Annotated in this window: 18 protein-coding genes; 9 read left to right on the top strand and 9 right to left on the bottom strand. The window is 45.3% G+C overall.

The genetic code is table 11. The features are described 5' to 3' along the window. Positions 1 to 220: 220 nt before the first annotated feature. The 4 genes from G8O23_RS00095 to hydE all read right to left on the bottom strand — a co-directional run bounded on the left by G8O23_RS00095 (position 221) and on the right by hydE (position 3,945). A complete protein-coding gene (locus G8O23_RS00095) occupies positions 221 to 961 on the bottom strand; it encodes a LytR/AlgR family response regulator transcription factor (RefSeq protein ID WP_166360461.1) in 741 nt (246 codons plus the stop codon). Between the two features lie 6 nt (positions 962 to 967). After that, the gene (locus G8O23_RS00090) at positions 968 to 2,017 is read right to left on the bottom strand and encodes a sensor histidine kinase (protein WP_166360459.1); all 1,050 of its coding nucleotides are present in this window, start codon (positions 2,015 to 2,017) and stop codon (positions 968 to 970) included. A 2-nt stretch (positions 2,018 to 2,019) separates the two neighbouring features. Beyond that, positions 2,020 to 2,751 carry a LiaF transmembrane domain-containing protein gene (locus G8O23_RS00085; protein ID WP_166360457.1) on the bottom strand — a complete coding sequence of 244 codons (732 nt, stop codon included), beginning with the start codon at positions 2,749 to 2,751 and terminating at the stop codon, positions 2,020 to 2,022. A 105-nt stretch (positions 2,752 to 2,856) separates the two neighbouring features. After that, positions 2,857 to 3,945: a [FeFe] hydrogenase H-cluster radical SAM maturase HydE gene (gene hydE / locus G8O23_RS00080; RefSeq protein ID WP_166360455.1), complete on the bottom strand. Its 1,089-nt coding sequence runs from the start codon at positions 3,943 to 3,945 to the stop codon at positions 2,857 to 2,859. A gap of 194 nt (positions 3,946 to 4,139) precedes the next feature. On the opposite strand from hydE, the gene G8O23_RS00075 reads away from it, so the two are divergent. From G8O23_RS00075 to G8O23_RS00035, 9 genes are all read left to right on the top strand, one after another. Continuing rightward, a complete protein-coding gene (locus G8O23_RS00075) occupies positions 4,140 to 6,197 on the top strand; it encodes an acetate--CoA ligase family protein (protein ID WP_166360453.1) in 2,058 nt (685 codons plus the stop codon). Positions 6,198 to 6,225: 28 nt separating this feature from the next. After that, complete coding sequence (locus tag G8O23_RS00070) at positions 6,226 to 6,915, top strand: Mpv17/PMP22 family protein (RefSeq protein ID WP_166360451.1); 690 nt, start codon at positions 6,226 to 6,228, stop codon at positions 6,913 to 6,915. 25 nt (positions 6,916 to 6,940) lie between these two features. Beyond that, positions 6,941 to 7,108, top strand: a complete 168-nt coding sequence (locus G8O23_RS00065; RefSeq protein ID WP_166360449.1) for a hypothetical protein — start codon at positions 6,941 to 6,943, stop codon at positions 7,106 to 7,108. A gap of 138 nt (positions 7,109 to 7,246) precedes the next feature. Then, positions 7,247 to 7,771: a flavodoxin gene (locus G8O23_RS00060; RefSeq protein WP_166360447.1), complete on the top strand. Its 525-nt coding sequence runs from the start codon at positions 7,247 to 7,249 to the stop codon at positions 7,769 to 7,771. Positions 7,772 to 8,081: 310 nt separating this feature from the next. Next, entirely contained in the window at positions 8,082 to 9,395 is a 1,314-nt protein-coding gene (locus G8O23_RS00055) for an aminotransferase class I/II-fold pyridoxal phosphate-dependent enzyme (RefSeq protein WP_166360445.1), read from the top strand. A gap of 74 nt (positions 9,396 to 9,469) precedes the next feature. Then, complete coding sequence (locus G8O23_RS00050) at positions 9,470 to 9,700, top strand: 4Fe-4S binding protein (protein WP_166360443.1); 231 nt, start codon at positions 9,470 to 9,472, stop codon at positions 9,698 to 9,700. 44 nt (positions 9,701 to 9,744) lie between these two features. After that, positions 9,745 to 10,833 carry a 3-methyl-2-oxobutanoate dehydrogenase subunit VorB gene (locus G8O23_RS00045; RefSeq protein ID WP_166360441.1) on the top strand — a complete coding sequence of 363 codons (1,089 nt, stop codon included), beginning with the start codon at positions 9,745 to 9,747 and terminating at the stop codon, positions 10,831 to 10,833. A gap of 2 nt (positions 10,834 to 10,835) precedes the next feature. Beyond that, a complete protein-coding gene (locus tag G8O23_RS00040) occupies positions 10,836 to 11,594 on the top strand; it encodes a thiamine pyrophosphate-dependent enzyme (RefSeq protein ID WP_166360439.1) in 759 nt (252 codons plus the stop codon). A 24-nt stretch (positions 11,595 to 11,618) separates the two neighbouring features. Then, complete coding sequence (locus G8O23_RS00035; RefSeq protein WP_166360437.1) at positions 11,619 to 12,167, top strand: 2-oxoacid:acceptor oxidoreductase family protein; 549 nt, start codon at positions 11,619 to 11,621, stop codon at positions 12,165 to 12,167. 76 nt (positions 12,168 to 12,243) lie between these two features. Here G8O23_RS00035 and G8O23_RS00030 read toward each other — a convergent pair whose 3' ends face one another. The 5 genes from G8O23_RS00030 to G8O23_RS00005 all read right to left on the bottom strand — a co-directional run bounded on the left by G8O23_RS00030 (position 12,244) and on the right by G8O23_RS00005 (position 21,844). Next, positions 12,244 to 15,573 (bottom strand): SpoIIE family protein phosphatase, encoded by a 3,330-nt coding sequence (locus G8O23_RS00030; protein WP_166360435.1) that lies wholly within the window; start codon positions 15,571 to 15,573, stop codon positions 12,244 to 12,246. Positions 15,574 to 15,852: 279 nt separating this feature from the next. After that, the gene (locus tag G8O23_RS00025) at positions 15,853 to 16,692 is read right to left on the bottom strand and encodes a DUF6599 family protein (RefSeq protein ID WP_166360433.1); all 840 of its coding nucleotides are present in this window, start codon (positions 16,690 to 16,692) and stop codon (positions 15,853 to 15,855) included. Between the two features lies 1 nt (position 16,693). Beyond that, positions 16,694 to 17,878: a DUF362 domain-containing protein gene (locus G8O23_RS00020; RefSeq protein WP_166360431.1), complete on the bottom strand. Its 1,185-nt coding sequence runs from the start codon at positions 17,876 to 17,878 to the stop codon at positions 16,694 to 16,696. A 141-nt stretch (positions 17,879 to 18,019) separates the two neighbouring features. Beyond that, positions 18,020 to 21,352 carry a hypothetical protein gene (locus G8O23_RS17350; protein ID WP_235942224.1) on the bottom strand — a complete coding sequence of 1,111 codons (3,333 nt, stop codon included), beginning with the start codon at positions 21,350 to 21,352 and terminating at the stop codon, positions 18,020 to 18,022. Between the two features lie 183 nt (positions 21,353 to 21,535). Continuing rightward, positions 21,536 to 21,844, bottom strand: coding sequence for a nuclear transport factor 2 family protein (locus tag G8O23_RS00005; RefSeq protein WP_166360429.1), 309 nt, complete (start codon positions 21,842 to 21,844; stop codon positions 21,536 to 21,538). Positions 21,845 to 21,910: the final 66 nt, after the last annotated feature.

The following is a 21,910-nucleotide window of genomic DNA, read 5'->3' as shown; positions in this document are numbered from 1 at the left end:
ATACAAAAACTTGCCCAAGGTAGAGTAATTTGAATCTTTTACAAAAAAAATACCACGCCGATTTATCTCTAGATCAAAATTCCACAAGGGGTTGTGAAAAAAAGCTAAAATCATTGAGGTATAGCGAAACGCACCAAAATAACCTTGTGGTAAAAACAACTCCCAACCGATAAAGTTTAAACTACCTAGAAGCGAGGAGGCTGTGAAATATCTGCCTAGCCTAAAACTCCAGGCATTCCTTCAGCAATCGATATCCCGAGGCACTTGCCTTTACATTATCGCCTCCCTTTAGATGCAGCAAGTACGACTCCTTCTCGTAGGGTTCAATCTTAACTATCTCGTTCACATTTACAATATACGAACGATGAACCCTTACGAACTGCCTAGGGTTCAACCGCTGTTCGAGGCTTTTCATGGTTTGCTTCTTCATAAACCTGCCATCCTGGCTGTAAATCATTACGTAGTCGTCCTGGGCCTCAAAGTACCTGATATCGCTTGATGCAACAATGTGAATTCCCTTTGAATCCTTAACCACAATACGCGCAATGGGTATTGAAGCAGATAAATCCTCAGCCATTGAATCTACAGGGGCTGCAACGTAACCTACAGAGGCGAGCTTCTCTCTGGCCTTGCAAAGGGCAGCTTGGAAACGATCCCTTGAGAAAGGCTTTAAAAGATAATCAACCGCATTCTGCTCAAAGGCTTTTATGGCGTACTCGTCGTAAGCCGTGGTGAAAATAATGAGCGGTGAATGGTCGAGCACCTCAAGCATCTCGAACCCATTTAGCTTGGGCAGCTGTATATCGAGCAACACCAAATCGGGCTTTTCTCTATTTATTGCTACTGCAGCCGAGAAACCATCGGCGCACTGGTCAACTACTTCCACATCTTTTTCCACCTCGAGATACTTCATCAAAAGATCTCTTGCTGGCTGCTCATCCTCTACTATAACTACTCGCATATCGCACTAATTTACTGGGATAGTTATTACTACAACAAAACGACTTGAGTGTTTACTTACCTTAAGGAACTCGGAGGTGCCATATATAAGTTTTAACCTTCGACGAATATTCTCGAGCCCCACACCTGTTCCAGCAGTGCTTGTGGGAAGCTCGGGTAGCGAGTTCGACACCTCTACAAAAAGGTAGCCTTCGCTACGAGTAATGCTGGCATTAACAATTGACTCGTCGGCCGATTGAGCTACGCTATGCTTAATGGCGTTCTCAAAAAGGGGCTGAAGTATCATACTGGGAACCTGAAAGGTAAAACACTCGTCGCAACATTCAATATTATAATTCAGCCGGCTACCAAATCGCACCTTCTCAATCTCTAAATACTTCCTACAATTCGCAAGCTCATCGTTAAGGCTCACCATACTTCCAGGCGACTGTTTTAGCGAATACCGCAGCAGCTCCGACAGCCTTGTTATCATATCCTGTGCCTTTTCGGGTGAGGTCATGGTTAACGAGCTAATTGAATTTAAGCTATTGAATAAGAAGTGGGGATTTATCTGCAGCTTAAGCCAGCTTAGCTCAGCATCTTTAACCAGAGCCTGCAGCTCGGCTTCGCGCGTTACCTTTTCCCTAAAATTGCTGATGTAAATAATAAGGTAGTACACAAGAGCTATAAGGATGTAAAAGAAAATTCCCACGATTGACCTGCCCGGAAGTGACGAGTCGAGGAAAGCGATGTAATCCTTATCGTCGGGGAAAAGTAAGATTAACATGTAGCGATGCAACGATACGATGAGCAGAATACTTACAACGGCAGCCCCTATATGGTTAAGGGCAACGCTAAAAGGCTTTTGCGTTTCGATATCGCTGAGGCGAACCCAAAACCATAGGCCTAGCGACAGCAGCGCGTACAACACTACCCATACAAAGCTATCGATATTAGCACTTAGCAGCGAGACACCATAAAAAAGATACAAAACAGCAGAGTGGATAGCTGCTACAACTATCCACCATGCTGCAAAGGCAATTTTACCAAATCTGTTTCCTAGTATGGGGTGAATCATGCTTAGTACGACTTTATCTCGCCTCCTCCAAAAATCACAACACCTCGGAGAACCAACTCACGCTCAACCACCTCGTCGGTTTTGGGGGGCATACGGCGCTTATCGTTGTACCCACCAAATATGGCGGTTACTTCAATCTTTACACGCCAACCTGCGGGTACAATAATTTTTGACCCACCAAAGAGGCAAAACATATCGAGCACATTACGGCCTGGCGCTAGCTCGGCATCGGATAAATCGAAGGTACTTCCTCCAAAAATATTGGAAACCTTACCCCCCTTAAAATTCTTCGAGGTGATCTTCTGCTCGCTACCTCCAAAGATAGCTACATCATCAATAATATCCATATCGGTAGTTCCCTTGCTGAAACCCATCTTCGAGTTGCGAACATGCCCCCCCTTCTGGAAAATCATAATTAAACCTAAGGCTACAAATACTGTGGGCCAAAAGAAGTACCTAATGGGATAGTGAAAACCTAATATCTTAGCTGTTAAGAAAAAGCCACCAATGGAAATAAGCACAATGCCAGTGGCACGAGACTCATTCTTAGCCAAGCTAATTAGACCTATGCCAATTAGTAAACTTTGCCAAGTGAAAATATACTTATTCCATGCAAAGGGAATAATATCGAGCCTATCGGCAAAGAGCAAAGCCCCAAGGGTAAGGAATACAATACCAATAATTACGCGTACATTATTGGGTGAGTGATTTTTTTGATGATCAATTCGTTCCATAGCTATTAATTTTTAATGTTTACGGAACAAAGATATCGTACCCACAATGTATTTGGAATAGAAAATCGGTAAAACTGGGAAATAGGTCGGTGAACTGGGGTAACACTACCCTTTGCTCATCCTATTGGCGTAATGTTTGGAATTACCCTGTTCGCCATAGCCTATGGTATCGCCAGTTAGCTGAATACGCGCTTCGAGGCAATTCTTACAGTCGTCAACGGCATCGTCAACGCATGGCTTATTGTCGTATAGCTTGTAATCGTTGCGATATAGCCCTGGGGTTATGTTGGGCATCACCACGTTGGCGCCCACCTTAATACCCTTCTCGCGGCCCAGCTTATCGATGGCCTGAAGGGCAGTGGGCGCTGCAATGTTTATGTCCTTCATCAGTATTCTCAGAATAGCAATCATTTTAAGCGCAAGGTTAAAACGCTCCTCCATAGGCAGCAGCATGTCCTTGAACTTGTATAGCGGAGTATCGGGGTGCTCAATGTATGGCCCCATACCCACCATATCAATATCCATCTTCTGTATCCACAGCAAATCGTCGGCAAGGTTTTCGATGGTTTGAAACGGTAGCCCAATCATAACGCCTGTTCCCACCTGATACCCAACTCGCTTTAGGGCGTTTAGGCACTCAACCCTTTTGTCGAAATCGTGAGCCTTGTTGTTTGGATGAAGCTTGGCATACAAATCTCTATTGGTCGACTCGATACGCAACAAATACCTTGATGCACCACACTCGAACCATTTCTTATAAGTTTCCTCGGTTTGCTCTCCCATAGAGAGGGTTATGCCCAGCTCACCATTGGTCTCGCTATGTATGCGATTTAAAAGGTTCGATATCCGTTCGGTAAAAGCCCGGTTCGACACTTCGCCCGTTTGAATTGCCAAGCTAGCATACTTATTATCCCATGCGTATCTTGCCGCCTCAACCACCTCATCATCGGAAAGGTTATATCGGTGAGTATTGAAATTCCCCGCCCTTATACCACAGTAAAAACAGTTCTTACTGCATATGTTCGACATCTCGATAAGGCCACGGAAATAAACCTTGCGGCCAACATACTTCTCTTTCACCTCTGCGGCCTTTGCGTAAAGCTTATTCCTTTCATCGGCATTAGCTTGCAGCAGCAGAATAATATCTTGGCGAGCTAAACCATCCTTTTGCAGAATTCCCTCAATCACGTTCATCCTCTAAAAAATAAGTAAAAATTTGCAGCAAATATACAACGATAGTTTCACACCAAATTTCCAACGAAGAAGTTTTATAGCATTATAATGAAGGTATAGGCTTGAAAAAACTTTTCGTAAGTTTGTTCCCGATTTTGAGCCACATTAAAAAAGCCGAATACAACTAAACATAAAACGCTAAAATACATTACAATATGATTACCAAGCAGCTTACAGATCCCAAAAGCATAGTGGTTATTGGCGGATCGGATGATGTCCAGAAACCAGGTGGTAAAGTTTTAAAAAACCTTATAGATAATAACTATAAAGGAAATCTTTACGTGGTTAACCCCAAGGCCGATGTGGTGCAAGGAATCACCTGCAACAAGAACGTGGAGAGCCTACCTAGCGTTGATCTTGCCATCATTGCCATCGCAGCAAAATTCTGTCCCCAAACCGTGAAAACTCTTGCCGAGGAGAAGGAAACTCGCGCATTCATAATCCTATCGGCTGGATTCCACGAGGAGAGCGAGGAGGGGGCCAAGCTAGAGCAGGAGATTGTAGACACAATAAACTCTGTAAATGGGAGCCTAATTGGACCTAACTGTATTGGCGTAATGAACTCGAACTACGCTGGCGTTTTCACCACGCCAGTACCTAGACTCGACCCCAAGGGTGTCGATTTCATCTCAGGATCGGGTGCAACGGCTGTGTTCATAATGGAAGCAGGTATGCCCAAAGGATTAACCTTCGCATCGGTGTACAGCGTGGGCAATAGCGCTCAAATGGGCGTTGAGGATATCCTTAAGGATATGGACGAGAACTTTGACCCCGCCACCAGCTCACGCATAAAGCTGCTATACGTTGAGAGTATTAACAAACCCCAAATGCTGCTAAAGCACGCCTCGTCGCTTATTAGCAAAGGGTGCAAAATTGCGGCCATCAAGAGTGGGGGCTCCGAGGCGGGTAGCCGCGCAGCGAGCTCGCATACAGGAGCATTGGCAAGCAACGATGTGGCTGTTGATGCCCTTTTCCGCAAAGCGGGTATTGTTCGCTGCAACGGCAGGGAAGAACTGGCTACTGTAGCTGGCATATTTATGCACCCCGAGCTCACCGGGAAAAGGGTTGCCATAATAACTCACGCTGGTGGCCCAGCCGTTATGCTCACCGACTCCCTATCGAACAACAAGCTTGAGGTTCCCCCAATAAGTGGCCCTAAAGCCGATGCTCTTCTCGAGAAGTTATTCCCCGGCTCATCGGTTGCCAACCCCATCGACTTCCTTGCAACCGGAACTGCCGAACAGCTTGGACATATAATTGATGCCTGCGAGAACGATTTCGACAATGTTGATGCCATGGCAGTTATCTTTGGCAGCCCTGGGCTTTTCCCCGTTTACGATGTGTACGATTTGCTTCATGAGAAGATGAACGAGTGCAAGAAACCCATCTACCCCATACTGCCCTCCATCATCAACGTAAAGGACGAGATTGAGCATTTCCTTGCCAAGGGGCGGGTAAACTTCCCCGACGAGGTGGTATTTGGCAATGCGCTGGCAAAGGTATACCACACCCCTGCCCCACAGCCCGAAAACATTGAAACACCAAAGGTTGATGAGAAAACCATTCGCAGCATTATTGATGGTGCAGATAACGGCTACCTAATGCCCGACAAGGTACAGCAGCTTCTCGATGCCGCAGGCATAACCCGCGCTGGAGAGGCCGTGGTTACATCGGCCGAAGATGCAAAAAAAGCTGCGTCTGATCTTGGCTACCCCGTGGTGATGAAGGTGGTTGGCCCCGTGCACAAGTCCGATGTGGGTGGCGTGGTACTTAACGTTAAAACCCCCGAGGCTGTTGCGAACGAATTCGAAAGGATGATTAAGATTAAGGACACCACAGCTATCCTTATACAGCCAATGCTTAGCGGGGTTGAACTATTTGTTGGCGCCAAGCGCGAGGATAAGTTTGGGCACATGGTGCTTTGCGGGCTTGGTGGCATTTTCATCGAGGTGCTAAAGGATGTAAATGCAGGAATTACCCCTATTGCCCAGAGCGAGGCGCTCGACCTAATTCATCGCCTAAAAAGTTACAAGATTTTACAGGGTGTTCGTGGGCAGGAGCCCGTTAACGAGCAGCACCTGGCCGAGATCGTAACCCGAGTATCGGCGCTGGTAACCATTGCTCCAGAGATTTTCGAGATGGATCTAAACCCACTACTTGGCCGCAAGGACAGAGTGGTTGCGGTAGATGCAAGAATAAGGATTGAAAAGTAGTAGTAAAGATCTCATTTAATGTACTAAGATGAACAAAAAGGATATCCTGGTAATAGCGCTCGTTGCGATAGTGCTTGCCCCTTTCTTTATATTCCCATCGGTTTACAATGCGTATGTCGATTTTAATGCCTCACACGGAATGGTGATGAGCTTTATAAAGTTTGCCATACTAGCAACTTTTGGCGAGATGATAGGGCTACGGATAAGAACCGGCAACTACAACCAGCCCGGTTTTGGCATAATTCCCAGAGCCATTGTTTGGGGATTTTTAGGGTTAACCATCAATATGGCGTTTATAATATTTAATAGCGGCACCGTGACGTTCCTCAACTACATGGGTATTGAGAACGCAAGGGCATTGCTTGATGGGGATTTTACTATGGGCAAAGTGCTTGTTGCATTCTGCATCAGCTCGGCGCTTAACCTTATTTACGCTCCGGTGATGATGACGCTACATAAAATTACCGACACGCACATTGCGAATAACGGGGGAACTGTAGCTGGGCTGTTCCGCCCAATACAAATGGGACAAATTATGGCCGGCCTAAACTGGAGGGTGCAGTGGGATTTCGTTTTCAAAAAAACCATCCCATTCTTCTGGATACCTGCCCATACAGTTACCTTTCTCCTCCCTGCCGATTTTAGGGTGCTGTTTGCAGCTTTCCTAGGCATTGTGCTTGGGGTACTGCTCTCGGTAGCGGCACTACGTAGTAAATAGGTAGTAGTTAAAACACATCAAATAGATGAAGACGCTAGTAAACTGGTTTAAAAACCGTACAGCAACGGAGCTCTTTCTGCTGGGAACAGTAATTATACTCATCATCCTAATTTGTATGCGTTGGGAATGGGTGCACCAAGAAGTATCGGAGTCATTGTCTCGATTGTTCCGAACTGGACCTATAGAAAACTAGCTCGCTTTGAGCTAGACGGTTAGCCATACCAGCACACAATGTTGAAGCAAACCAATGTTTAATCTTCCCAAATTTAGTATATTTGTAAGGCTCTGGATTAAGTAAGCTAAATAAACGAACTACATAAAAACATTGAATATGAAAAAGAAAGTTGGAATTTTTTACGGCCCCACAGGAGGTAAAACCGAGAATGTAGCCCAAAGGCTTCAGCAGGCCTTTGGCCAAGACAATGCCGACCTTATACCTATTAAAAGTAGCAAGGCAAGCGATTTAGACAAATACGAAAACCTTATCCTAGGTTGCTCAACCATTGGCAAAGAGACATGGGATGCTGATCGCACCAAGGAGGACTGGGATCTTTTCCGTCCAGAAATTGAGAAAATAAACTACGCAGGAAAAACCTTTGCCCTTTTCGGGTTGGGCGACTCGGTGACCTACGCAGCAAACTTTGTTGATGCTATGGGCGTTATCGCTAACATAATGCTTGCCAAGGGAGCCAAAATTGTTGGACAAGTCCCCACCTCGCAGTACAACTTCACCGATTCGGAGGCAGTTATCGACAATCAGTTCATTGGGCTGCCCATTGACGAAGATTTTGAGCCAGACCTAACCGACCAGCGCATAGCAAGCTGGGCCGAGGAATTAAAAAGGCTTTTTGCTTAACACCTCAGAACAAAGGCTATTCAAACTATGAATAGCCTTTGTTTTTTCGTCAAACCATTGTACTAAACTCCATTTTGACCCACCGAAAAAATACCATTTGTTACTAAATACCGTCATTTCTCCTTAAAATCATTCTAAATATACCTAAAAGGTAACAATCTGTTATTAAATAGCATTAAAATGCTTTTAATTTATAGAAATCTTTCATAAAATTGTCTTTTGAATTATTGCAGGAAAACCGTAACGATAATTTTGGCTTATCACAACCATAATAGTAAGATTAACAACGGAATAACAAATACAAAAGGCAATGAACACACCCATACCATACGAGATTGTAAAGCAAAAGATTAAGGAGTCTGGGCTGCCCAGCGTTGGCAAAGCCACCATAAGAGAGATTGTAAAGCTGGTAAATGAGATAGAAAAAGCCACAGGCCAAAAATACATCAGAATGGAGATGGGCGTTCCAGGTCTTGAGCCCGCCAAGGTAGGTGTTGAGGCCGAGATTGAAGCGCTTCGCAATGGTGTTGCCCAGCTATACCCAATGATTGACGGAGTACCAGCGCTAAAGAAGGAGATCTCGCGATTTGTAAAAAACTTCATCAACATTGATGTTGACGAGAAGTGCTGCATCCCCACCGTGGGTTCGATGCAAGGGGGAATGGCCGCATTCCTTATTGCGAATAGATGCAATGCCCAAAAGGATACCGTCCTATTCATCGATCCCGGATTCCCAGTTCAAAAGCAGCAGCTCAAAGTGCTTGGGATGAAGCACGAAACATTTGATGTGTACAACTACAGAGGCGACAAGCTTAAGGAGAAACTCGAGAGTTACCTTAAAAAGGGCAACATTAGCACAATCCTTTACTCAAACCCAAACAACCCCTCGTGGATTTGCTTTACCGAGAAAGAACTCGAAACCATTGGTAAATTGGCCACTCAGTACGACACTGTTGTCATTGAGGATTTGGCATACTTTGCTATGGATTTCCGCAAGGATCTATCGAAACCAGGAGTACCACCATACCAAGATACCGTGGCCAACTACACCGACAACTGGCTCATGCTTATCTCCAGTTCTAAGGCATTTAGCTATGCCGGACAACGCATAGGAAGCATGGTAATCAGCAACAAACTTTTTAGCCGCAGGTACCCCGACTTGAAACGATTCTTCTCGTCCGACGAGTTTGGCTACGCCATGATTTATGGCGCCGTATACTCCTTATCGTCTGGAACATCGCACTCGGCCCAGTACGGCCTTGCGGCTATGCTTAAGGCTGCCAACGATGGTGAGTTTAACTTTGTGGAGGCCGTGCGAACATATGGTGAAAGAGCTCGAACAATGAAGAAACTTTTCACCGATAATGGGTTTAAGATTGTATACGATATGGACGAAGACAAGCCCCTTGCCGATGGTTTTTACTTCACCATCTCGTACCCAGGCCTAACGGGCGAAGAGCTTATTGAAGAGCTAGTGTACTATGGCATTAGCGCCATTTCGCTGGCCATAACCGGCAGCGAGCGCACAGAGGGGCTAAGGGCTTGCGTGTCGCAAACCCACGAGAGCCAGTTTGCCGACCTGGAGCATAGGCTAAAGATGTTTCGCGAGAACCACCCGGCATAATCGTAGAATAAACTTTTTAAAGCTACAATCATCATAATTACGCATAAGTAATCATACCTAAACACAATAAGAATATGGCAAAAATTAAAGGAGCAGTTCAGGTGGATGTGGAGAAATGCAAGGGATGCAACCTTTGCGTTGTGGCATGTCCCACCAGCGTGCTGGCGCTAGCCCGTGAGGTAAACGGGAAAGGATATAACTATGCATACATGGCCAACCCCGATGCTTGCATAGGTTGCGCAAATTGTGGGCTTGTTTGTCCCGATAGCGTTATTGAGGTTTACAAGGTTAAGGTTGAAGCCTAAGCCTAGCCTGCTAACAGTGTTAATAACTAAAAATATTTCTTAAGATGGCAGAATACAGACTAATGAAAGGGAATGAAGTGATTGCCGAGGCAGCTATCCGTTGCGGATGCGATGGATACTTTGGCTACCCCATTACCCCTCAGTCAGAAGTTATGGAGACCCTAATGCTCCGTAAGCCCTGGGAAGAAACCGGAATGGTAGTTCTACAGGCCGAGAGCGAAGTGGCAGCAATCAATATGGTATACGGTGGTGCAGGATGCGGCAAGAAGGTTATGACCTCATCGTCGAGCCCCGGTATCAGCCTAAAGCAGGAAGGTTTAACCTACATTGCAGGGGCAGAGCTACCCTGCTTGGTTGTAAACGTAGTTAGGGGAGGCCCCGGGCTAGGTACTATACAACCTGCACAGAGCGACTACTTCCAGTCAGTAAAAGGGGGTGGACACGGCGATTATCACCTAATTGTGCTTGCTCCAGCATCGGTTCAGGAAATGAACGACTTTGTTGAGCTTGGGTTTGAGCTTGGATTCAAATACCGCAACCCCGTAATGATCCTGACCGATGGTGTTATTGGCCAGATGATGGAGAAGGTTAAGCTTAGCGACTACAAACCCCGCTGGACCGACGAGGAGATTAAGAAAATGCATGGTACGTGGGCAACTACAGGTAAATCGGCCGATCGTGACTACAACGTAATCACATCGTTAGAACTAGACAGCGGCCGCCAGGAGCAGTTTAACCATAAGCTTATTGCCAAGTACAATACCATTAAGGAAAATGAGGTACGCTACGAAGCCATTGAGTGCGACGACGCTGATTACATTATCGTTGCCTACGGATCGTCGAGCCGAATTAGCCAAAAGGCGGTAACCATTGCTCGTGAAAAAGGAATTAAGGTTGGACTACTTCGTCCTATCACCCTATTCCCCTACCCCACCAAGGTTATTCAGGAGATGGCAAACCGTGTGAAGGGATTCCTTGCTGTTGAGATGAGCGCTGGCCAAATGGTTGAGGACGTTCGCCTTGCCGTAAATGGCAAAGTACCCGTTGAACACTACGGCCGTTTGGGTGGAATGATCCCCACTCCTAACGAGGTAGTTACTGCACTTGAAGAAAAAATCATTAAAGCGAAGTAGTCATGGACGTAAAAGATATTATCAAGCCAGAAAACCTGGTATACAAAAAGTCGAGTATACTAACCGACAAGGTTATGCACTACTGCCCTGGCTGCAGCCATGGTGTAGTTCATAAATTGATTGCCGAGGTTATTGAGGAGATGGACATCCAGGAGCAAACCATTGCGGTTTCGCCTGTAGGATGCTCCGTGCTAGCCTACAACTACCTAAGTGTTGATTGGCACGAGGCCGCTCACGGCAGAGCACCTGCCGTTGCCACTGCCATTGCTAGGCTTAAACCAGAGAAGTACGTTTTCACCTATCAGGGCGACGGCGACCTGGCCTCCATTGGTACAGCTGAAATTATTCACGCCTGCAACCGTGGCGAAAATATCGTGGTTATATTTATCAACAATGGTATTTACGGTATGACTGGTGGCCAGATGGCTCCCACAACCCTTGAGGGGATGCCCACTTCAACCTCACCCTATGGACGCGATGTGAAGATGACAGGCCAGCCCTTAAGAATAACCGAGCTTATTGCCCAGATACCTGGCACAGAGTACGTAACCCGCCAGGCGGTTCACACACCTGCAGCGGTGCGCAAATGCAAAAAGGCAATCCTTAAGGCTTTCCAAAACATTGGGGAAAAGAAAGGAACTCAGTTCGTTGAGGTGGTTTCGACCTGTAGCTCGGGATGGAAACTCAACCCCGTAAAATCAAACGAGTGGATGGTTGAGAATATGTTCCCCTACTATCCTCTAGGCGATTTGAAAGGTTAATAAGCAACTAAAAATTTTGAAACTATGACTGAAGAAATAATAATAGCCGGTTTTGGAGGACAAGGTGTACTATCGATGGGAAAAATCCTTGCTTACTCTGGAATTATGCAAGACCAAGAAGTTTCATGGATGCCCTCGTACGGGCCTGAAATGCGTGGAGGAACAGCAAACGTAACGGTGATACTAAGCGACAATCGGATTAGTTCGCCCATTCTACAGGAGTTCGACACTGCCATTATCCTAAACCAGCAGTCGCTCGATAAGTTTGAGAAATCGGTTAAGCCCGGTGGAGTACTTATTTACGATCCCAATGGGATAACCCGTCATCCTGAGCGCAAGGACATCAAGATATACAGGGTTGAGGCTGCCGAAGAGGCTACCAAAATGCAAAGCGCTAAAACATTCAACATGATTGTTCTGGGTGCTTTCCTTAAGCTTAAGCCCATTGTAAAGATGGAGAATGTTGAAAAGGGTCTTGAGAAATCGCTACCCGAAAGGCACCATCACCTAATCCCAATGAATATTGAGGCGATTAAGCGTGGGTTAGAAATAGTGAAAGAGTATCAGGCGTAAACATAACCTGATGAAAACCAAAAACGCACAGCTAAAAAGCTGTGCGTTTTTGGTTTTACCAACTATCGAGAACGCTTTACTTTAAGCGTAACCCTACCACGGTAATATCATCACGTTGCGAAACTGAGCCACGGTGCGCGTCAAGCGCAGACTCCAAGGCAACGCCAATGCTACTCATTGGCTCGTTGATGTAAGCCATTAGTAAGCTGTACAACTTGGGCGTTGTAAACTTTTTGCCAAACTTGTTATTCTGATCGCTAAACCCATCGGTGAAAAGGAAAAGGGTATCACCGGCCACCAAGTCAACTAGGTGGTTCTCAAAAGAGGCATCGATATTAGGTAGTATACCGCCAATTGACTTCCTGTTGCCCCTTATTACACTTATGCTAGCCGCCCCTTGTCGATGGTAGGCTAGCGGCCTATTGGCTCCTGCAAAAGTAACCAGGTAACGTTCCTTGGTTATTTGCTCAATGGAGCAAAGGCTCACATCCATTCCATCAAAGCTATCATTCGCATTCTGCTTAAGAACCTTATTGAGCATATCGCTTAAGGTGGTCAGAATTGTGGCAGGATTATAAATCCTTCGCTCATTCACAATTTCGCTAAGCATCCTGTTACCAATCATACTCATAAAAGCACCAGGCACTCCGTGGCCAGTACAATCAACAACTGCAACAAATTGTTTTTGTGTACCGTCGGGATTGGTCACTTGAGTGAACCAATAAAAATCGCCCGACACAACATCCTTAGGCCTAAACAATACGAAGCAATGAAAATAAGAACTTAACAAATCTAATGTTGGAAGTATGGCTTGCTGAATTGTTTGTGCATACTCTATGCTTGCTTTAGTTTGCTTGTTGCGGTGATCAAGCTCGTCTCGCTGCGACTCAATCTCTTCCTTCTGAAGTATTAGCTCCTCATTCTTCATAACAATATCTTTCTGCTGCAGAAGTATCTCTCGGGTTCGTTCGTCTACCAGTGCCTGTAGTCGTTGATTCGACAGCTTTAGCATCTTGGTTTTAATTCCCACCGAAATGGCTACGATTAAAATCACCAAAAGGATATATAACAGGTACATCAGAGGATGCTTGTACCAAGGGCGAGCAATAACAAATGAATACAACACCACAGGGCTCTCAACCTCATACAAACTCATCGATTTAACCTTGAAAGTATATTGCCCGTGAGGCAAATTTGTATACTCCTTATAGTCGATGGAACTCCATGGTGACCAGTGGGAATCGAACCCCTCGAGCATGTGCGAGTATTGCATCTTCCCCTCTTGCCCAAACATTGGTGACGAAAAGTGGAGCGCGATGCTATTTGAGTCAAAGGGTATATGGGGTATCTGATCTTCACTTTGTAAATCATCGATACAGCTATAAAAGCCATCGGGGCATAACTTTGGAAATGCTCCGCCATACAGAGTATTATTGCCCAGAATTACTTTACGAATGAATGTTCGTGGTGCTCTAATGCCCCTCATGCTTGCTGAGGGGTCGAATCGATATAATCCATCTGAACCTGCTATCCAGGTAATACCATCGTCATCGGTATCAACAGAGGAGAATAACATCTGAGGGATTTCGTTGAGCTCTGCTGATAGAATTATTGCTGTTCCATCATCCAATATCTTTGCCCGGGTAATACTCCGCACGTGCGAATTAATGTACGTCTCGAACCAAATGTATCCAAACTTATCGGCGGTGAATAGCTTAACCCCTCTACCTCCAGCGGCATACTCGCCCCCGAGCAATGAATCGGGTCTAAAGTTGTTTTCAAACTCATCGAAACTGTACAGACCAGTAGGTGCAGAGAGCAACAATTTTTCATCTAAACTCATTAAACGCGTATCCTCATCAAAAGGTGGGTTGTAAGGAATGTTATTGTAGAGTTCAAAATCATTGAATTTAAGGGTTAAAGGGTTATCAATCCTACCCCTCACAACACCCTCATACCTATGTACAAACCAAACATCCCCCTTAACGTCCTCTTCAACTCTCCATATCCTACCTGTAACGCCATCAAACTTACCAATATACACCCACCGGCCTCGCCTGTACTCTGCTACCCCAAGGCCATCGTAAAGGCCAAGATAAAGAATATCCTTACTGTGCTTCGATTGGTATATGGCGAAAGTTGGAATTTCACCATTATCGATTAGCTGAGCTCTATCGCCTTGCACAGAGTACACACCACTACCAGTTGCAACCAGAGTGGACTGTCTGCCGTCGGATGAAACCACAGGGACAATATCCCATGATAGGTCCAAAACACCTTGAACCCGACGAAAGGCACCTTGATCAAAAATAAAAACGCCTGCATTTGAGGTTGCATAAAGTTGGTTGCCAACCCTCTTTAACGACTGGAGCACTCCCTGTGGAGCATTACTTTCGTTCCACGATGTAATTGGGGATTTAACTGCCGTGAATGAAACCCCATTATTGAGCGCAAGCCAAATATTATCCTGATTGTCGGCAGCCAAGTGCCACACCGTTTCATCTTGAATACCTTCGGATTTCCCAATACGCTGAATAATCTCTCCCTTTGCATCAATTACTACAGCACCTCCCCTGTAGGTGGCAAAGGCAAATCGACCATTGTCCAGCGCCTCGCCCCAGTACACCCAATTATCAACAAAAAACTTATCGTTAGTGGTTTTGAAGGGTACTAGAAAGTTTGATGCATCATGCTTCAGAGGATCGTCGATATAGGTTACATCGTACAAAAACATCCCCTCGGATTGGGTTGCAACCAGAATATTTCTCTCATCGTAGGGAACCATGGCATAAATTCGAGAGTTAGCAAAATGCTCCCCGGCAGGCACAAGCTCCATAGTGTCGCCTCTAACCATGGTTAGCCCCACCTCGGGTTGCACCGAGAAAACTCGATCAAAAACGCTGTATGTTCTGTGGAATAATGTGTTAGGGAAAAATATCGACACCTCATTCCCTACCACTTTTATAATGCATGAATGTGTACTAAAGAACACGCCTTGCGAAGTAGCATATACCTGTCTTACCAAACCAAACGAAGCGCACGTTTCCTCAACTAAATATTTGAGCGAATGAAAGGTGAGTGTGCCAGATGAATCGGGGGTAAGGTATCCGAAATTGTCCTGCGCGCCAACCCAAATCCTACCAAATGCGTCAACATCAAGACACCTTGTAACCAAGCCATTGATTGAGATAACTCTCCAGCTGTTTCCATCGTACTCTAGAACACCATTATTATTGGCCACGTAAATAAACCCGCGGTTGTCCTGAACAACAGCCCAGTTCTGATGATGCCCCAAATAATCGCGATGTGTAAAATTTTTATACGGCTGCCTGCCCAGATCAATTGTGAGTGCCGATTGGACACTCAAAAGTAGGAGGGCAAGTAACGTTACGTAAAATTTAGCCATAGATAAAAATAGGAAAACTTTCCGGAATACTGTAATGTAGTAATAATACGGTTGTGCTCTAAAAAGGTTATAAGCAATTCTATGCACTAGTTACCCATAATCAAAACTGAGAAAAGATTTTTACTTCTTAAAAAAGTGGCTGATTATAAAAAAAGGTGTAACTTGCAAACGCAATTTGCATTTTCAATTACTTTCGAAAATGCATAGTTTTTTCATTTTTTGGTTGAACATTTTTCGTGTTTTTGGGAAAAGGAGGCTTTGGTTGGGCCTCCTTTTTTATTACAGCTTGCTTTGCAATTCCTTAAGCATCTTAATGTGGCCTTTATCCTCTTCGACACCTTCACCAACCGCAATCAGAAGCTTTTCGCCACTTACAATGGTATAAAAACCATCGTTCTTAACAATTTGTTGATTTACGGCATCACACTCTGCATTGTTCTTAAAGTAGGCCACCAACATATCGTACTTGTTGCCATTATAAGAATATGGCGCTAACCACAGCTTGTAGCCTTCATGCCCATGAAATGGCAACTCCAATGTAGCATACGCATTTTGTATTGCTAGTGGTCCGGTAATATACTTAACACTGGGTAGCACAAAATTGACATCACTGGTAAGCAAGAATTCTGGAAGTGCTATGGGTTTAGCATAAGATTTCTCAACCAACATTTTGGCTATTTGAGTTGCCAGCTGCATACTTCTTTCCGTGCCGCTATAAGCTACAATTGACAAGTAGATATTCCCGTGCGCCACTTGAACCTGATAGGGGTTTACGCAGTCCCACTCACTCACCCTACCCGTTGCCTCGCATGAGAAGCGTGAAACGGTAAAAATACCAAAGGCTGCCATTGGGCTATCCATAATATATACCTCAACCTTAAACGGCTCCGACTGCCACTCGAGGTTTTGGGCTACCAACTCTTTAAATCCATACTCAAGGTAGATATCGGCCCCTCCATTGATATAGCCCCACAAGGAATTTTCGGAGAATACTGAGAACCTCGTCTCCTCCATTCCCTCAAGATCGTTGCTGGTTAACCTTAACTTTTCTGCATCCTGAGCAGAAGTCAACATCTGAAAAAAAGATAAAAAGGCACACAGCATAAAAGGTCTTAACATGCTAAGTCAAGTTTAAGGTTTGTAAATCAATTTTTTCAATTTCACTCTCACCCAACCCATAGCCTTTGGCCATCCGCATGAAAGTTTTTCCAGCTTCGGTATCCTGCTGCTGAACTCCCTTTTCGATACGCTTATCAATAACGATATCGTAGCCAACCCTATCGACCGCCACTGCATCTGTACCAAGCAGTATGGTGTGGTAGGGCAGGATAAATTGAGGATTGGCTCCTGGGCCACCCTGGTAGCATCCAAGAATTCCATCGGCAATGTTTAGCACAACCTTATCGCGTACGGGAGGGAAAGCACACACCTGGGCAATGGTCTCGTTCCACAAGTCCTTATGCAACCGCGATGTGTTCGATATAACCCCAAAGCCCAAATTCTTTAGGCATAGGGTTACCGTGGCACCGGCATTTTTAAGAATTGGTATGTTGATCACCTTGTCCACCTCCTGGGTAAGTATTTTGGTGAAGTAGGAATACTCGCCAGAGTTCACCATGTATGGCAATGTGTAGGCATCGTACTCCATCTCGGCCTCGGCCCAATAGTACCAATCCTTATCGATTCGGGACTCGCTATAGAGCTTGCCTTCAGAATCGTAGAAAGAGCCCTCAGCATCTTTACACTCGGTGCCTGCTATCTTAATGCCCGGGTATCTTTCGGGGGTAAAACCAGCTTCATGCAGCTGAAACTCCCTTCTGTCCCAAATAATAATATCGTTGAAAGAAATACCTGCTTCCTTTAACTGCTCAATAACGGACTCAACCACCTCATGCGAAGTGGACAGCAGAGTACCGCCGATGGGATTAAGCTTTAACCCTATTCGTTCGCCGGGTTGAACAAATTGCAACCACGCCTCGCTGAGAGTTGCTGCACCTGTAAGAGCAACCATCCCTTCGGCTATCATCTTGTAGGCAGCATCCTTATTTACCTTTCTGTCGGTGTAAGAAGTTTCGTCAACAACCTTTACCACCTTGGCAGGATACTTTCCCGGCATTGAACTTTCCACTCTAGGATAGGCTAAAGCTTCATCAACATTAGTTTTAGGTTTTTCCGATGATTTAGGAGTGCTGGCAAACCCTAAGCGCGATGCGGTGGGGAGCATTGCTGCGCCTATACCTCCCACGGTTAGCATCTTAAAAAAATCTCTACGACCGAAGCCTTTTTTTGTATTTTCCTTTTTCATAATAATATATTCTTTTTAGCGCAATAAATTTACATTATTATTTTTGATTTGGCTGATATCAAAAGGTTTATGTTTAGCCGAAATAAAAAAAAGACCCACCCTAAAATGGATGGGTCTATCTAAATTTATTAAGACTATAGACTATAGATCGAGATTATTATGCATAAGCCCATCCAGAATTCGAGCAGCCTTCTCCTCGTCGCTTAGGTTGAGAAACTCCTTACGCTTCTCCTCCGAGTGTGCGTTAAGTTCGAATTCAATTTGTCGCTTTAACTCAGCCACCTCAGTCTCCTTACGATTGGTAAGGAAGTTACGCGCCACGTTGGGGAACAGCTCCAACAACAGCTCCTCCTCTTCGGTTGCCGCCAACTTAATGCCTCCAAAATCCTCAAGGATTACTGGATTATCCTGTGGTTTGTAGCTGCTCGAGTCAAAGGGGCGTTCATTCTGTACCCCACAAATCTTCTCCCTAAATTCAGGATCGATGGATATAGGCGTTTTTCCGTAAAGCCCCTTTACAAGATTTTTAAACTGTGTGGAAAGATTTGAGTACATATCCTCGCCCTTGTTCTGCGACACTACGCAATTCACCGCTTGAGCACCTACAATTTGGCTAGTTGGGGTAACCAACGGTGGGCATCCTGCATCGATGCGGACAAGCGGAACTGTTTCGAGCACCTTGGGTAGCAGCTCGTCCATCTTCATCTGCCTAAGCTGAGCTAGCATATTGGTGTACATACCACCGGGAATTTCGGCATCGCGTACACGGCTATCGGGAGCCACAAGGTTAAACCAAGCCTCAATTGCCAGAGTGGTTTCAAGCAGCTCGTCGGTTCGGTTTGCCTTGGCGTAGACGATGGCATCATCAAATAGCTTTTCAACATCAGCTGGCAGATCATCGGCAGTGATATCAAAATCGATGGGGAACTGCTTGTACGAATCGAACTCTACGAGTTCCTTGCGTATGGTTTTCAACTCCTCATTAATTTTCACCACAGCATCGAGATTAACCCCAGTGTCGAGACCCAACTTATCGGCAAACAGCTGCACAATCTCAAATGCTGGTGCTGCTGGCCCTCCGGCAAGGTTTAGAATAGATGTATCGACAATATCAACCCCATTCACAATGGCCATAAGCGTTGAGGCCAACCCGTAACCAGGAGTGCAATGGGTATGAAAATCGATGGGCAGCTTCACTTCCGCCTTCAACCTGCGGATTAGTTCACCCGACTCGTCGGGTGTAATTAGTCCAGCCATATCTTTAATGGTGATCATATCGGCGCCCATAGCTTCCAACTCCTTTGCTTTGGTCACAAAGTAATCGATGCTGAAAACATCGGTGGGCAATTTATTTCGCTTGATAAATGCAATAGCCTTCTGCTTAGCAGTGAATTTGGGGTTCACGGTGTAGCAAACGGCACAATCGGCCATCCCACCATTTTCCTTAACGTACCGAATAGTGCTCGCCATATTGGTAAGGTCGTTAAGGCAATCGAAAATGCGCATAATGTCTATGCCACCCTTCACCGAAACGCGGTTAAACCCTTCTATCACCGTTTCGGGATAGGGATCGTAACCGAATAGGTTCCGTCCACGCGACAGGGCCGTTAGCTTGCTGGAACTTCCAATGGAATCCTTTATTACCCTAAGCCTATACCACGGATCCTCGTTGAGATAGCGCATAACGCTGTCGGGAACTGCACCTCCCCATACCTCCATGGCGAAGAATCCGGCCATTTTGTAAAACGGAAGAGTTCGCTCCACCTGATCGATTGTCATACGGGTGGCCAGCATAGATTGCTGCCCATCGCGTAAGGTAAGGTCGCGAATCAACAGCTTACCATTGAACTTCATCTTACTACGAGCCTCGGCTTTTTCAGCCCTACGCTTTTGTCTGCGGAGTTCATGCTCGGCCTGTCGCTGCTTGTAAAGAAAATCCTTTGCCACCGCAGGGAAGAGCTCTAGCAGCAGATACTCCTTCTCATCCTTAGCTAACTTAACACTTCCAAACTCTTTTAGAACAGGGTTTTCTGGCGACTTATACTTATTTAAATCGTAGGGCGACTCCTCTCTAAACCCGCAAATCTTTTTACGAAACTCTGGAGCAATGGCTATTGGAGTTTGTCCATACTCGCCCTTAACCAGATTGAAGAACTGATTGGAAATATTGGAGTAAAATGGTTTACCTGCGTTCTCATCGAGCACACAGTTTACCGCTTGGGCACCTACTATTTGGCTCGATGGGGTTACCAGCGGTGGACAGCCCGCATCGAGGCGTACCACAGGAACCACCTCGAGTACTCGGTTTAGCAGATGGTCGAGCCCTAGGGTTTTTAGCTGCGATAGCATATTGGTGTACATCCCCCCAGGGATCTCAGCATTCTTAACCCTCTCGTCGGGTGCTGGGAAATTGAAGTGATGCTCAATGGCGTGGCATACCTCAAGAAGTTTCTCCTCATTGCCCTCCTGGGCAAAGCGAACGGCGTCGGCAAACAGTGTATCCACGGATTCGGGCAAGGTGTCGTTAGCAATGTCAAAGTCTATTGGAATTTGCTTGTAGCTATCGACCTCGGCCAAACTGTTTACCCTTATCTCCTTAAGCATTCGGTTTAGCTGTGCAATTATCTCCACGTTACCATCAACCGTAATTCCCAACTTTTTACAGAAGAGATATACTAGTTCATACGAAGGGCCTGCGCTTCCTCCGGAGAAAAACAGAAGGTTGGTGTCAACAATATCGGCACCGCTTACAATAGCCATAAAGGTTGAGGCTAACCCATAGCCGGGAGTACAGTGGGTATGAAAATCGATAGGAATTGTTAGGGTTTCCTTAAGCCTCGAAATGATTTTGGTAGTCTCGAGCGGAGAAGCCAAGCCAGCCATATCCTTAATGGTGATCATATCGGCGCCCATAGCCTCCAACTCCTTGGCCTTGGATACGAAGTAATCGACATCAAAAATTTTCTCGGGGAGATCCTTTATCATAAGTTTAGATCGAAGATCCTCCTTCTCTGGCATCTTGGGGTCGATGGTGTAGCAAACGGCACAGTCGGCCATTCCACCTGCTTCCTTCACGTACTTAATTGTCGATTTTATATTCTCGGTATCATTAAGGCAATCGAAAATACGCATGATGCTTATACCCGACTTAACGGCATTGCTATTAAAACCCTCAATCACCTTTTCGGGGTAGGGGCTATAGCCAAAAAGGTTACGCCCTCGCGACAGAGCAGTTAGAAGTGATGCGTTACCCACCTCTTTCTTGATAGACTCCAACCTGTTCCAAGGATTTTCACCCAGAAAGCGCATAATAGAGTCGGGTACAGCACCACCCCAAACCTCCATGGCATAAAAGCCGGCCTGCTTGAATAGCGGCAGCACTTTATCAACCTCAACCTGTTGCATTCGGGTAGCAAAAAGCGATTGCTGTCCATCGCGGAGGGTTAAATCCCTTATTTTAAGATGTCTGCTCATAGTAATGTTCTATAGGATAAATATTATAACAAGTTTACGCTGTAAATTTACCCAAGTATAGACAAAAGGTTGCAGAATACGCTATCAATATTTTAGGTTGTTCAGCATAAATTGCTGATAAAAGTCATTAAATCAGCAAAAAAGCCCTTTGCAGGGCTTATTACTATTGCTGGCACTTAAAGCCTAATGACTATGAAATGCTTTGCTCACAATTTTCCACTCGCCATTAATTCGATAAAGCAGGAGGTAGTCTGTGAATAGTTTTTTACCACCACGCATCAACTCAAGTTTCACCGAGGCTGAATTGCCTGTTACATCAATGTTTAGATAGTTAGCCACTGCCTTTTGGGAAGGTGGATTAGGGTTTCTATTACGGCCAGCCTCTATTGCCGATATCCAGCTGGGCAGCGATCGTTTCGAAAAGTTTCCATTCCGATAAACGTACATTTCAAAATCGGGCACTAGCATCCGAAACTTTTCGAAAATAAGCAAAAAAAACCTATAAGCCCCACTGAATACGCCTAAAAATTCGAGCTATCCAGAAAATAAGTTCTTCTC

This window comes from Perlabentimonas gracilis (genome assembly GCF_011174675.1).
Lineage (GTDB): Bacteria > Bacteroidota > Bacteroidia > Bacteroidales > Tenuifilaceae > Perlabentimonas > Perlabentimonas gracilis.
The sequence above is the reverse complement of the archived record's forward strand: the minus strand, read 5'-3'. Positions and strand labels throughout refer to the sequence as shown.

Excerpts from the sequence above, each read along its gene's own strand:
- G8O23_RS00095 (WP_166360461.1), bottom strand. The coding sequence starts at position 961 with ATGCGAGTAGTTATAGTAGAGGATGAGCAGCCAGCAAGAGATCTTTTG.
- G8O23_RS00090 (WP_166360459.1), bottom strand. The coding sequence starts at position 2,017 with ATGATTCACCCCATACTAGGAAACAGATTTGGTAAAATTGCCTTTGCA.
- G8O23_RS00085 (WP_166360457.1), bottom strand. The coding sequence starts at position 2,751 with ATGGAACGAATTGATCATCAAAAAAATCACTCACCCAATAATGTACGC.
- hydE (WP_166360455.1), bottom strand. The coding sequence starts at position 3,945 with ATGAACGTGATTGAGGGAATTCTGCAAAAGGATGGTTTAGCTCGCCAA.
- G8O23_RS00075 (WP_166360453.1), top strand. The coding sequence starts at position 4,140 with ATGATTACCAAGCAGCTTACAGATCCCAAAAGCATAGTGGTTATTGGC.
- G8O23_RS00070 (WP_166360451.1), top strand. The coding sequence starts at position 6,226 with ATGAACAAAAAGGATATCCTGGTAATAGCGCTCGTTGCGATAGTGCTT.
- G8O23_RS00065 (WP_166360449.1), top strand. The coding sequence starts at position 6,941 with ATGAAGACGCTAGTAAACTGGTTTAAAAACCGTACAGCAACGGAGCTC.
- G8O23_RS00060 (WP_166360447.1), top strand. The coding sequence starts at position 7,247 with ATGAAAAAGAAAGTTGGAATTTTTTACGGCCCCACAGGAGGTAAAACC.
- G8O23_RS00055 (WP_166360445.1), top strand. The coding sequence starts at position 8,082 with ATGAACACACCCATACCATACGAGATTGTAAAGCAAAAGATTAAGGAG.
- G8O23_RS00050 (WP_166360443.1), top strand. The coding sequence starts at position 9,470 with ATGGCAAAAATTAAAGGAGCAGTTCAGGTGGATGTGGAGAAATGCAAG.
- G8O23_RS00045 (WP_166360441.1), top strand. The coding sequence starts at position 9,745 with ATGGCAGAATACAGACTAATGAAAGGGAATGAAGTGATTGCCGAGGCA.
- G8O23_RS00040 (WP_166360439.1), top strand. The coding sequence starts at position 10,836 with ATGGACGTAAAAGATATTATCAAGCCAGAAAACCTGGTATACAAAAAG.
- G8O23_RS00035 (WP_166360437.1), top strand. The coding sequence starts at position 11,619 with ATGACTGAAGAAATAATAATAGCCGGTTTTGGAGGACAAGGTGTACTA.
- G8O23_RS00030 (WP_166360435.1), bottom strand. The coding sequence starts at position 15,573 with ATGGCTAAATTTTACGTAACGTTACTTGCCCTCCTACTTTTGAGTGTC.
- G8O23_RS00025 (WP_166360433.1), bottom strand. The coding sequence starts at position 16,692 with ATGTTAAGACCTTTTATGCTGTGTGCCTTTTTATCTTTTTTTCAGATG.
- G8O23_RS00020 (WP_166360431.1), bottom strand. The coding sequence starts at position 17,878 with ATGAAAAAGGAAAATACAAAAAAAGGCTTCGGTCGTAGAGATTTTTTT.
- G8O23_RS17350 (WP_235942224.1), bottom strand. The coding sequence starts at position 21,352 with ATGAGCAGACATCTTAAAATAAGGGATTTAACCCTCCGCGATGGACAG.